This window comes from Paenibacillus sp. FSL R7-0048, from assembly GCF_038004505.1.
Taxonomy (GTDB): Bacteria; Bacillota; Bacilli; order Paenibacillales; family Paenibacillaceae; genus Paenibacillus_AQ; species Paenibacillus_AQ odorifer.
The window spans coordinates 2365968-2378003 of sequence record NZ_JBBORF010000001.1 but is presented as its reverse complement, the minus strand read 5'-3'; the positions used below and the strand labels follow the sequence as shown (position 1 = coordinate 2378003).

9 protein-coding genes are annotated in these 12036 nt (G+C 42.5%); 3 read left to right on the top strand and 6 right to left on the bottom strand.

The window, feature by feature from the left end; all coding sequences use genetic code 11:
* Positions 1–41: 41 nt before the first annotated feature.
* The gene (locus NSQ91_RS10310) at positions 42–929 is read left to right on the top strand and encodes an NAD-dependent epimerase/dehydratase family protein (protein ID WP_076304410.1); all 888 of its coding nucleotides are present in this window, start codon (positions 42–44) and stop codon (positions 927–929) included.
* Between the two features lie 440 nt (positions 930–1369).
* Here NSQ91_RS10310 and NSQ91_RS10305 read toward each other — a convergent pair whose 3' ends face one another.
* Positions 1370–3166, bottom strand: a complete 1797-nt coding sequence (locus tag NSQ91_RS10305) for a methyl-accepting chemotaxis protein (RefSeq protein WP_179088179.1) — start codon at positions 3164–3166, stop codon at positions 1370–1372.
* Between the two features lie 345 nt (positions 3167–3511).
* On the opposite strand from NSQ91_RS10305, the gene NSQ91_RS10300 reads away from it, so the two are divergent.
* Positions 3512–4453: a MerR family transcriptional regulator gene (locus NSQ91_RS10300; protein ID WP_076304408.1), complete on the top strand. Its 942-nt coding sequence runs from the start codon at positions 3512–3514 to the stop codon at positions 4451–4453.
* Between the two features lie 108 nt (positions 4454–4561).
* Here the strand turns inward: NSQ91_RS10300 and NSQ91_RS10295 are convergent, their stop codons facing one another.
* Positions 4562–5023, bottom strand: a complete 462-nt coding sequence (locus NSQ91_RS10295) for a DUF2798 domain-containing protein (RefSeq protein WP_076124997.1) — start codon at positions 5021–5023, stop codon at positions 4562–4564.
* Between the two features lie 135 nt (positions 5024–5158).
* On the opposite strand from NSQ91_RS10295, the gene NSQ91_RS10290 reads away from it, so the two are divergent.
* On the top strand, positions 5159–5575 hold the full coding sequence (locus tag NSQ91_RS10290) for a MarR family winged helix-turn-helix transcriptional regulator (RefSeq protein WP_076184313.1): 417 nt from the start codon (positions 5159–5161) through the stop codon (positions 5573–5575).
* Between the two features lie 77 nt (positions 5576–5652).
* Here NSQ91_RS10290 and NSQ91_RS10285 read toward each other — a convergent pair whose 3' ends face one another.
* The 4 genes from NSQ91_RS10285 to NSQ91_RS10270 form a co-directional block, all read right to left on the bottom strand.
* Complete coding sequence (locus NSQ91_RS10285) at positions 5653–7590, bottom strand: FAD-dependent oxidoreductase (protein ID WP_076304407.1); 1938 nt, start codon at positions 7588–7590, stop codon at positions 5653–5655.
* Positions 7591–7790: 200 nt separating this feature from the next.
* Positions 7791–8600, bottom strand: a complete 810-nt coding sequence (locus tag NSQ91_RS10280) for a MerR family transcriptional regulator (protein WP_076124994.1) — start codon at positions 8598–8600, stop codon at positions 7791–7793.
* A gap of 110 nt (positions 8601–8710) precedes the next feature.
* The gene (locus NSQ91_RS10275; RefSeq protein ID WP_076184311.1) at positions 8711–9754 is read right to left on the bottom strand and encodes a YeiH family protein; all 1044 of its coding nucleotides are present in this window, start codon (positions 9752–9754) and stop codon (positions 8711–8713) included.
* Positions 9755–9972: 218 nt separating this feature from the next.
* On the bottom strand, positions 9973–11877 hold the full coding sequence (locus NSQ91_RS10270; protein WP_370510779.1) for an ATP-dependent DNA helicase: 1905 nt from the start codon (positions 11875–11877) through the stop codon (positions 9973–9975).
* Between the last annotated feature and the right edge of the window lie 159 nt (positions 11878–12036).

Sequence of the window (12036 nt, the reverse complement as noted above, 5' to 3'; positions counted from 1 at the left end):
TCGTTTTAATAACCATTAATAGCAATCAAGGAGTGAGGTTGATGAGAAAGATTCTTATTTTAGGCGGCACACGCTTTTTTGGAAAACGTTTGGTCGAGCATCTGCTTGAGGATTCTAAGAACGAAGTCACCATATTAACGCGCGGGGAAACAAGCGATCCTTTTGGCGATCTCGTTCACCGGATACAGGTGGATCGGTCTCAACCGGAGGCCTTCGCTCAAGCATTAGGTGATACGAGTTGGGATGTAGTTTACGATAATATTTGTTTTTCACCTGATGAAGCGGATCAGGCGCGCCGTATTTTTGACGGCAAAACCACGCGTTACATACTGACTTCAAGTTTATCTGTCTATGATTTCAGTGAGCAAGCGCTGACGGAAGAGATATTCGATCCTGAAACGTACCCAATTCGTTATGGAGGACGAAAGGATTTCACCTATCAGGAGGGGAAAAGACTTGCGGAAGCTGTCCTTATCCAACAAGCTAACTTCCCTGTAGCTGCTGTCCGCTTTCCGATTGTTCTGGGAACTGACGATTATACACGAAGACTCCATTTTCATATTGAACATGTACGTAACGAACTGCCCATCGGGATTCCGAATCCAGATGCAAATATCTGTTTTATCCGTTCGGACGAAGCTGCTGATTTTCTGTATTGGCTCGGCAACTCGACGGTGACGGGTCCTCTCAACGCTTGCTCAGACGGTAAGGTTAGTATTAAAGACCTTATCTCGCTGATTGAAAAAGAGACCGGAAAACAAGCCGTCATTCAAAGCGAAACAGCGGATGCGCATAATTCTCCATTCGGGATCACACAATCCTGGTTTATGGATACAGCTAAAGCTCAATCGGAGGGATACAAGTTTCTCACTCTAAGCGACTGGCTCCCAGCGTTAGTTAGCACCCTAAATCAAACTTATGAGGACTAATTACCAACTATGTTACTACGATAAAAAGCTGGCTTTTCGTGGACACTCTCACGAATGAGCCAGCTTCTTCATGTAACCAAACACAATTATACGTTGATTTAATTGCACTCTATACAACTATTTTCAGGTATGTGCACTCCCATCTGGTTTTAGTTGTATTTCATGCAATTATATCCCCACCAAACCACCGTTATCGTCATTTCTCCTCGAAATAACTGCACTAAATACAACTAAACCCTAATCAAGCTAAATACAAACTTTTTTAGTTGTATAAAATACACTTAAAATCAAAACGGCAGGTAGAACCTCACTAAGCGCTAAACTTTAGCCTCTCATCTCTAAACTCTATTCTATAAACTCTAATCTCTAGACTCTACTCTCTACTCTCTACTCTCTACTCTCTACTCCACCTTACGCTACGAATGCCATTTCCCGCTGAGCTAAGCAGAGATTGTCAGATAAGCCCCCTCTTTAGAACCGTCTGCATTTGGTGTACCACCATCATTTGGAGTACCGCTATCATCTGGAGGATCACCAGCACCTAATGTATCATCTCCTAATACGTCTCCTAATGTGTCCCCGGCTTCTGGATTGCCAGCATGCTTTGTATCCCTGTCACCTTCATATCTGACCCCATCGTCCCCATCCGAATCAATCTTAAAAATGTTGATTTCTTTGAATAAATTCTGCGAAATTTCATTAATCTCAATGGCTTGACGGGCTATATCACGGATAGCATGATCCTGCTGTACGCTGGAGGCGTTCACCTCTTGTACCCCGGCCGCAGTTTCCTCGGCGATGGCCGCGACGGCATGAACAGATTCCGCGAGTCTACGGTTCATAGTCTGAGTCATATCCACTTTGTCGTGAATTTGCCCAATCTGTTTACTAATCTCCACAATAGAATGATCAATCGCTTCAAAAGAGGACAACGTTTCGGCCACTTTATGATCCTGTTCCTCAAGATTTCCTTTGGTCACCAGCATATATTGCTGGAATTCATCCATCCCGGATTGCAGCTCGCTAATAATCTGACTGATATGTACGGAGGACTCTTTGGTCTGCACAGATAATTGTCTTACTTCATCAGCGATGACAGCGAACCCTTTTCCGTAGGCACCCGCCCGGGCTGCTTCAATTGCTGCGTTAAGTGAGAGGATATTGGTCTGATTAGATATATCTGTTATGGATTTAGTGATGCGCGAGATGTCCTTTGATTGATCACTCAGTTTGGTTAAAGCCAGATATACTTTATTAACAGATTCTCGCGAATGCTCAGACACCTCCCGGAGGGCGATGACGGATTCAGATCCTTTGCGAGTATTGTGATTAGCCGTTTGACTGGTAGCCAGCATAACCTCGGTATACTCCGTGATCTCATTCACTTCACGTTCCAGCTCCTGAATCAGGCCAGCGCTCTGCTCAGATTGTCCTGCCTGCTGTTCTGCGCCTACCGAGATTTCCTGTATAGTGCTTACGATATCTTGATTCGTATGCGCCGTTATAGATGAAGATTCTTGAAAAGAATGCGAATAAGTTGCCAGCGAAGAGGCTACTGACTGGGTATGCTGAAGCATTTCCCGGACCCGCTCCACCATATGATCAAAATGATGACTCAAACTGCCCAACTCATCGTTGTAAGGTGAATTAATCTGCTGACGCAAATCTCCTTCGGCTATTTTTCGCAGAGCCACTTGCAGTTTATGAATAGGATTGAGGAAGGAACGTATGAGCATAACCGCAATCACTAATGTGAAAATAAACACTAGCACAGCTGCGTAAGCAACTATAGAGGTGGTCAGATTAAGCAGATCAAAAGAATAATCCTGTGCTTTTTCTGCATTCTCTGCTGCTGCCGTATACAATTGTTCATTAGTCACTAGCATGACTTCACTCAACGCTGTAGCTTTCGTATGTAATTCATCGATTTGTTCCAGCACACTCATGGGATCAAGCTGCTCGTCTTCTATGGTCTTTACCAATTCGTCAAAATATCCCGTATATTCCCCAATCTGACTATGTAATTGTTCTAACTCTTTAAATGCCTGCGAACCTGCCGCAAAATTCACCGTCGCCAACTCTTTAATCAGCTTTGTTTGCTTGTCCTTAAAGGGTTGGACGAACTCCAAATCACTCGAACCCGCTAACGAAGATTCTACCGCATTCATTTCCTGCAGCAACTGCGTAATTATAGACACGGTAATTCGTTTTTCCATCTCAGCTTTTTGCGTTTCCATAGAAATCTCTACTTGACTGATTTTATGGTTTTGATAAAACGCTACTCCCAAAAAGAAAAGAACAACGGCGGAAAAACTCAAAATCAACTTCCATTTCATAGTTAGATGCATAGACCTAGCTTTCAACAATATCATCCTCCGTATAAAGCCTCATATTGCAATAGGTACATTCTACCAATATCTTGATTGTAGAAGCTGGACGTTAAATACTGGACAATGTTTTGTATGAGAAATGTAAATTATGTCGAATACCCAATCATTAATTCTCCTTGCAATTGACGTAACGTTAAATGCTAAAATAATCCACATAAGGCGCCTTATCAAACTATGAAATGGGAGTTGTCTATGAGCGGATTTGTTACCATTGATAAGCTTTCTGCGCAATTCGGACTGACGAGTCGGACTCTGCGTCACTGGGAAGCACAAGGATTGTTTGAAAGTAAGCGGGACAGCAGCTCTGGCTGGCGGATTTATGATGAGAAAGCAATACTCGCCATTCGGGTTACCTCATTATTAAGAAAGCTGGATATTAGCATCAAGGATATTGGAACCGTGCTTAAAAATATGTCCGTTCAGTCCATGTACGAAGCGCTCAGCCAGCAAGCGGCTTCTATTCACAATCAAAAAACAGAACTAACAAATAGAGAAGGTGAAATCCATCTCTTTTTACAGTGGATATCCGCCCATCTCGAGGAACCCATTACAAATCAATTATTATCTGAACTAAACGAAAAGTCATGCAGTCCATCGGATGGTATGACTAAAACTGAGGAGGTTATATCTATGCCAACTATTAATCACTCTACCCCTATTCATGTAAGATTCATTACTCTCCCAGCTATGAGATTTGCCTACAATGTTGCCGTTAGTACCTCTCCAGAAGATGAAGCTATGATTCCAGTTAATGATTGGCTGGACGCTAGTCAACTATTAGGCACAGCACGGCTGTTTGGCGGCAATACGAACCCGCATCCAAGTGGTGAGAATAAACCTTACGGATATGGATTCTGTGCCTCAATTCCGGAAAATGTGAAGATACCAGCTCACCTAAAAGAAATGCGCCTCGACGGCGGCCTCTATGCTTTGACAGAAAGTACTGATGATATCTACGGCTCATGGCAAGCCCTAATGGGGTATCTGGATAATCATCCTGATTATCAAGCGGATCACAATTCCAGATTATGTCTGGAGGAGCATATCCGTAACGATTGTCCCAAAGGTAGCGGAAATGAGTATGCCCTAAATCTACTCGAACCTGTAAAAAAGAGAGTTCACGTGCTTGCGTAAACGAGCGAGCCATAGATAAACGTTTCTCATCTAAAAAAAACGCTCTCTTCTGCTTATTCGGGCAGACGGAGAGCGTTTTGTTGTACATTGCTTCTATTGATTTATTCCCTACGCAGACACAGCTGGAGTAATTTTCACAAAAATAAATCGTGTAAGCGGCCCAACTAAAATGATTTGCAGTGGAAGTGCAAAAATAAAATTTTTACCTATGGCAGACAGATAAGCTCTTGGTAGCTCAGCAGAAAATCCAACATGGAGAACTGCGCCATAGAAGGACATGAACAATACCATTCCGGTCACCATAAAAAAGGATATAAACATGATTTTTTTGATCATCGGCTCATTCTCTTTAACCAGCTTATGCGCGATCCCCTTCGCAACCTTGCCTACAACAAATACATCTAGAATGAGTGCAACTATAAATGCAGGCAAGTAGCCGACAATCACATCCTTAACTAACGTGCCTGACCAACCCTCCATTAGTGCTACATTGTAAATACTCATCCCCAGTACCATCAAAAAACACATGATGAACGTAAATAAAAATGCTTCTTTTTTGTTTCTTCCCATCTTCAAGCTCCTTTTATCTCTATATTGTCAACTTGGATTACAATAACACAAATTCTCAAATCAAGTCAACCAAGTTGACAATAATCGCAAATGACTTATACTGGGATAAACGAGCCATCATTTAGGAGTGTTCTAATGAATAAACAGCTGCAAAAAATGAACCTGATTGATTTACTCAGTGAGAAGCATCTAGCTTTACGTAAAATAGTGACAGACAAAGACCCGGATCAAATCAATAAGACCGAATCCCACATTCTTGCAGTTCTTGAGGCCCGAGAAATGTTATCGATCTCAGAAATCAGTAGAATAATTCATATTTCAAGACAGGGCACGCATAAAAGCATTCAAGGCATGTTATCCCGTGGTTATGTCCAAGCCGTTGAAGTCGAAGGAAATCAGCGTGACAAAAATATTGTCCTCACTCCAAAGGGTATAGAATGCAATAACAGAATGATGATCACCAAAATTGAATTAGAGCAGCAGATCGCTGCCAAGCTGGGAGTAACAAATGTAGAGCTTCTTAAATCTTTGCTAAAAGAAGATTGGCTCTAATCTCCAGTAAAAAAAAGCCGCAGAGTTGTCTACTCTGCGGCTTTAAAAAGATTGAATTATTTTCCGGGAAATTGTCGTTAATTAGCTTTCAAAGCACTGTTTGCCGCGCTCTCTCCACCTAGACGACCTGAGGTAAAGGAATAACCAATTCCGACCCCATTGCCCACATAGGTATCATTGAATAATACGCCTTCCGATTCAAGCCCTACAGCAAACAATCCTTTTACTGGTGTACGTTTATCATTTAGCACTTGGAACTTAGTGTTTACCAGCAAGCCACCCACAGAACCCAAGTTGTTGATTTCAGCGACGATGGCATAATACGGTCCTTCTTCGCCCATTGGCTCTAAATAATCAGCAGCTTTACCAAATTCAGTATCCACACCAGTTTTTGTAGCTTCTTTATAACTATTGTAATTTTCTACAAACACATCTACATCCATACCTGCATTTGTTGCTAATTCTTCGATTGTATTTCCTTTGAAGCCATCTCCGTTTTCTACCATAGAATCAAACACCTTTTCTGCATTTACCCATGGATTCTCTAACGTGAATTGATCTGCAAATTCGGCATAAAATTCTGGTGGCATTCCTGGCAGGCTTGGTGCGTTAACACCTTTCATCCCCTTGGACTGAAGAGCAGCCAATTGAGATTTTGATACGATAACCATATGATAAGCACCATTAAATGCACTCGTATTAGCTGCTGCGACCGATGTTAATGTAGCTGCTTCATCTCTGAAACGTGCTCCGGAAGAACCGACATTCATGAAGTTAGGCAGATACGTCAACATCAGCGGATAACTTGCTTCAAAAGGCTCATATTGTGTTTTTAGTCCTTGTGTTGCTCTGGCTAATGTTTGGTGCAGCATTTGTCCACCGAAGTTATCAGGAACCTTGGCTCCTGCTTCCCAAGCCATCTTCAGACCTTCCCCAACATTCTGACCTAGTCCTCCGTTAACCCCTTCAAAACCAAAAGCTTCTTTAACCATTTCCGAATTTGCGGCATAACCGCCTGTTGCCATTACGACACTTTTGGCTGTGATTTCAAGAGTAGTCCCGTCCGATTTCTCAGCCACAATACCTGTAACTTCTCCTGCTTCATTGGTAATCAGCTTTTTGGCAGTGGTTTCGGTGATCACTTGTCCACCTTTTTGTTCAACCGATTCAGCCAACATTTTCCGAAGGGTCTCTTCCCGGGTTTCATAAGCTGGCAGTACATGCAGCTGCTCTCCGAAGAAGTTTAGGAAGCTGGTTTTATACCCTTTTTCTGCTAACCAATCATAAGTTTCGCCAGATTTCGTTACGTATTGTCTAATCGCTGCAGCGTCAACTCTCCAGTGATTGTTGACAATCCAATCGGCAATTTCTTTTTCCACATTTACTTTAAGATTATTGTCAGTAGCTGCGGAAGAATTATAGAACTTACCGGCCCAGGATAGATTACTTGCTCCCCCGATAACTCCTGTTTTTTCGATAATAATAACCTTGGCACCTTTATCAGCAGCAGTTACCGCTGCGGACACACCAGATGCACCGGCGCCTACTACCACTACGTCTGATTCAAGCTTTTCCGTTTTACCTTCACCTGCTTTTTGCACGCCACCGGCTTTAAGGACTTCCAGATTTCCTCCACCTTTGGTTACGGCATCTTCAACTGCCGCGAGCATTGCTTCACTGGAAAGACTCGCACCACTAACAGCATCTACTGCCAAGGTTTGTCCTTCCAGAATTTGATCTTTTATTTTTTCAAGTGCATTATCGCCTAGACCACCCGTTTCTGACTGGCTTACGATCTTAATATCTTTAATTTTATCTGGCTCATCCATAGTGACTTCTACTTTAATCACGCCCTCTTTGCCTTCCGCTTCCCCTGCGAATGTACCGGCTTTAAAAGATGATGATGACGAATTTGCCGACTCCCCATTTCCTTTGCATCCGCTCAGCATGGAAACGATCAGCACCATACAAAAAGTTAACATGAGCATTTTCTTGGTGAAATTTCTGTTGCGCATTCTCTTCTCCCCCAGTATCTAATATCTTATAGCTCGCCAAGAACGTGATATTTTTCACATTCATATCTATACATATCTACCGAACGTTGCCAAGCTATATACCGAAGTATAAACATTGGTGCAGCACCAAGGTCAATGTCCAATTCTTGTCCAAAAAGAAAAAACACCCGCTCTTAGAGCAGGTGTTTATAAAAATAAACTTATACAATTGGAATATTCACTTCCAAATATGAGCGGTTATTGCCTTCTATTTTTTCAGTAAGCATTAATTTACCCACCACATCACCCGCTATGGTATAACCATTTGCTTCGATGTAATCTATCATAAACTGCAAAGATTTCTTCGTGATATAATGTCCATCCGTAGATAACATGATAGCAGAGATACAGGTACTCGGGCTAATGTACTCTACATATTCATCGATATCCATTGCAAATTTCTGCACTTCCTCCTCGGGTAAGGTAAGCCCCCAGCTATAGTCAAAGTTATTATCACCGGATAACACCCCCGCGTCCTCAATCTTAAAAGAATAAAACGCATAAGGAAGCCTATCCATCCAAGTGTTGACGAGGCTTTTTACGATATCATTTTTTAATAATGCATTTTTATCCGTTTGCTTAAGCCTGTACATGCCTGGCAGTTGTTTAAGTTTACATATATATAATGAGGACTCTATTTCCTTAAGCTCTTTATGAATTTCATTCATCTTGTTTAGCAGCATCGTCTTTTGCTTAATCTCTTCTTCTAAACTCTGCTGAGACTGCTGCATCAATCCCATAACTTGCTCAATAGAGGAATCCTTCATCAGAAGTGCCACTTCGGGCAATGGAATTTCCATACTGCGATACCATCTGCTCATTAACAGATCCCTTGCATCTAAATCATTAAAATATCTATAATTATTGCTGTTATCTTTTGTAGGCCTAACAATATCATGTTTCTCGTATAATCTCAGCGTATCCGCAGTTACCCCGAGAATGGAAGCAAATTCACCTATGCAATACTTCACTTGAAGTCCCTCCATTCATTTCATGCATATCCTACCACACTAAATGATAAAGAGAAGGATGCTGTTTGGATATGAAGTAACTCATTTCATACTCAGGGTGTACATGCTAACTACGCTAGCGCAAGTAAGTGAACTAACATAAATCCAACTAAAGATAACATGACCGAACCTATAAGTCCCGCTGCAAAAGACTTCATTCCAAGCCGTCTAAATGCCGCCAAATCAACGTTTAATCCAAGCCCTGCCATCGCCATAGCGATTAACATATAAGCAATCGTAACGATCCCATTGGCTACTGATGCGGAGACGATTCCTAACGAATTCACACCACTGACAACTAGAAATCCTAGAATAAACCAAGGGATTGGAATGCTTTTCCACGAAGCTTTTGCCGCTCCACCTTGCACTTTTCTTTCTTCACGATTGGACCAAATCCCAATTAAAATAGCCACCGGCACAAGTAAAGCCACCCGGGTTAATTTAACGATGACCGCCATATCAACGGCAGCATTTCCACCAGCATCCGCAGCCGCGATAACGTGAGCAATTTCATGTAAAGTCGCTCCTGAGAATACCCCATAACCTAAATCTGATAAGCCGAGAAAAGGATATAAAAATGTGTACAGCAGTGTAAATATTGTGCCTAATATAGCTACTATAGCTGCACCAATAGCAGTTTCGTCATCTTTGGCTTTTATCTGTGGAGCGATGGCAACCACCGCTGCCGCACCGCAAATCGCAGTTCCGCAGGCAGTTAAGATACTGAGGCGCTTATCTACTTTGAACAGTCGAGCCAGTCCGTATACAACGGAGATCGCAAATATAATGACGATGACTGCCAAAAGAAATACCCGGGGTCCTGCCGCAACGATATCCTTTAGATTAAGCCGCATACCGAGCAAGATAATCCCAAGACGAAGCAGTTTTTTACTGGAAAAATCGGTGCCATGTGTGATGCTATTTGGCACTCCTATCGTAGCTCGCCAAATAATCCCGATTAAGATGGCAATGACCAATTGCCCCATAATAGATAGGAATGGAAAACCCGCTAAAAATTTCGCCAATAATGCGATAACTAAGGTTAGCCCTATCCCTAATGCAAACCCAACCTTTTTGTTGTGATCTGGTTGATACAAACCTTCTGATTGACCCATGTCGTATACACTCCTTGATGAATCTCTAGATGATGCTGTATAAATACATCCCATGACTCAACAATAATACGACACCGCCCGGAAGTTAAATACCAATATCCTATCCGTAAGATTAGGAATACTTATGCTTAATTTTAGACAAAAAAGCTCCTTCGAGTGAAACATAAATGCCGTAGCATCTGCCTCACCAAAGGAGCAATTATAATCGTTAGTGATATTTAAGCTTCCAGCTTCTGTAATCGAGTCCCTTTTGGAAGTACAGAAGTTATATATTCGTGTACCGGATGTTGCCCTTCCTCTTCCGCAAGTACAGTTACAATTCCTTGATCTGTACCGGTTCGAATCAGCCGCCCCATCCCTTGTTTAAGTCTTAACAGCATGTAAGGCAAATCCACATCTTCAAAGGGAGTGGAGGTTTCCGCCCGTTTTGCCATAAACACTGGATCAAGCGGAGGATACGGCAGCGACCATATGATCACATTAGATAATGAAGGTCCAGGGATGTCCAGCCCCTCCCATAAGGTGACCGCACATAACACGCTATGCTCATCCCGTTGGAACGCCGAAATCAAATAGCTGATTTCTTGATCCCCTTCATATAAAAATGAATATGAACTGCTTTCCGGTCGTAATGAGTTAAGCTGCTTGAATTGCAGAAGCTCTTCACGAGTACGGAACAGTAGCAGCGCTCTACCTTCAGTCCGCTGAATAAGCTTCAGGGAAATTTCCATTTTCTCAGCAAAATCCCCACTCTGAAGCTCTGGCACATAGACATTCATCTGGTGCTCATAGTCATAAGGTGAGTCTACAGAGAAGGATAAAAAATCTTGTATCCCAAGACTGTCCTTCAAGTATTGGAATGATTTATCCACAGACAATGTAGCCGATGAGAATACGATTGGCATTTTTTGCGTGAACAGGCTGTCTTGAAGTACCTCTTTGACATTTCGTGGCATGACCGACAGCGTTAGACCATCGCTTTCTTCTGTCGCCCAGCAGATTAGAGCCCCTGAATCCTCAAACAATCGCAAAGCGATCTCTATGGTCTCCAAACGTTCCTCCACAATTCGCAGTTGGTATTCATCAATCGTGTAGAGTCCGCTCTCGAATACTAATTCTTCTTCGATAGCAGCAATTACACTCCGCATCCGGTGTACCTCACGAATCAATGAAGCATTCAGCGCAATGCTTTTCCGATCTGATCCCGGTATGTTTCGGCATTGACGGCGAATCGCTTTGAACATTTGCTCACTTTGCATGATCGCTTCATCAATCAGAACCGCCAGCGTTTCACGGATTTCATTCTGTAGCAGGCGAGAAATCAATTCTTCAAAGACGACATGCTTCATCTTATAGCCAAGCGCCTTCATGGCCGCTGATTCTAATAAATGTCCTTCATCGAATACAACCGCACAGTGATCCGGAAGCAAAGGGATTTGCCCTTCCCGCTTACGCGCTTCATAGGTCCAAATATGCTCCATGTAATAATCGTGGGAACAAATGATCAGATCACTTGATTTCCGGTAATGATCACGGGACAAGGTCTGCCCGCAGCGGTGACGCATATCGCAAGTAAAGCAGTCCTGAAACGTATCCCAGTTAATCTTGTTCCATTGTTCGTCATTCAGATCAGGGTAATCTCTGCGGTCTCCATAAGCATGGAATTGCTGCATCGGTGCATGTGAATGTACAAAATCAGGTAATGTACTGTACAAGCTCTCCAGTGGTAAGCTTTCATCATCATGGTTCCGAGCCTGATCCAGCTTTTTCAGACACATATATTTATCCGGAGATTTCGCTAGTCTAGCATCAATATTCATGTTCAGATGCTTCGCAAGCTTGGCGATATCGCCTTCCGGTTTCACAAGCTGCTCAATCAAGGACTCGTCCGCACATGCAATAATCGCAGGTTTGCCCATATAACGCGCATAACAAATGCTATACAACAAATACACTAATGTCTTGCCTGTTCCGACCCCTGCCTCAGCAAAAATCGTCTTTTTCTCGGCAAAAGCTCGCTCTACCTGAAAGGCCATGTATATCTGTTCATCACGTACTTCAAATCCAGCCTCAGGAAGAATTTCATAGAATACATCTCCGACCCATTCCCCTACTTGCTCCATAAAAGGTTTGGTCCGATCATATTCAAAAGGATACTGTTTCGCCAACAAGCCTACCTCCAATATTTGATCAGGCATCTCTACCATGCCATGAAAAATAGAATCAACGGAAAAACTCTATTATCTCATACGTTTGGAGGAATTACAAAAAATAATTAGAGA

What these genes read in the sequence shown, in the direction of transcription:
- NSQ91_RS10310 (WP_076304410.1), top strand. Translation starts at nt 42, where the DNA reads ATGAGAAAGATTCTTATTTTAGGCGGCACACGCTTTTTTGGAAAACGT.
- NSQ91_RS10305 (WP_179088179.1), bottom strand. Translation starts at nt 3,166, where the DNA reads ATGGAAACGCAAAAAGCTGAGATGGAAAAACGAATTACCGTGTCTATA.
- NSQ91_RS10300 (WP_076304408.1), top strand. Translation starts at nt 3,512, where the DNA reads ATGAGCGGATTTGTTACCATTGATAAGCTTTCTGCGCAATTCGGACTG.
- NSQ91_RS10295 (WP_076124997.1), bottom strand. Translation starts at nt 5,023, where the DNA reads ATGGGAAGAAACAAAAAAGAAGCATTTTTATTTACGTTCATCATGTGT.
- NSQ91_RS10290 (WP_076184313.1), top strand. Translation starts at nt 5,159, where the DNA reads ATGAATAAACAGCTGCAAAAAATGAACCTGATTGATTTACTCAGTGAG.
- NSQ91_RS10285 (WP_076304407.1), bottom strand. Translation starts at nt 7,590, where the DNA reads ATGCGCAACAGAAATTTCACCAAGAAAATGCTCATGTTAACTTTTTGT.
- NSQ91_RS10275 (WP_076184311.1), bottom strand. Translation starts at nt 9,754, where the DNA reads ATGGGTCAATCAGAAGGTTTGTATCAACCAGATCACAACAAAAAGGTT.
- NSQ91_RS10270 (WP_370510779.1), bottom strand. Translation starts at nt 11,877, where the DNA reads ATGGAGCAAGTAGGGGAATGGGTCGGAGATGTATTCTATGAAATTCTT.